The organism is Halorubrum sp. SP3 (assembly GCF_005435195.1).
GTDB lineage: Archaea > Halobacteriota > Halobacteria > Halobacteriales > Haloferacaceae > Halorubrum > Halorubrum sodomense.
The window spans coordinates 1-272 of record NZ_SGTU01000619.1 but is presented as its reverse complement, the minus strand read 5'-3'; the positions used below and the strand labels follow the sequence as shown (position 1 = coordinate 272).

Sequence of the window (272 nt, the reverse complement as noted above, 5' to 3'; positions counted from 1 at the left end):
CATCTGGGAGTCCTCGTCGAGCACCGCATTGTCCGAGCTGACGAAGTTCCCATTATCGTCCTTGACGCCAAACTGATTGGCGGTGAGGTTGTCGACACTGTCGGTCCCGTTGAAGACCAGGTTTTCCTGTCCGTTCGGACCGACCGCTTCGATGGTTGTTTCGCTCAGATCAATCTGATCGGAGCCGGCCGCGCCGGCCACGCTGACGCGAATCTCGTTGAGCGTTCCGTTGGACGCGTTACCGACGATTCCGACCTCACTCGTCACGTCGA

The 272-nt window shown here is 58.8% G+C and carries 1 pseudogene; it reads right to left on the bottom strand.

Features of this window, described 5'->3' with window-relative positions:
* Positions 1–272, bottom strand: a pseudogene (locus EXE42_RS17780) (flagellin); the annotation flags it as partial.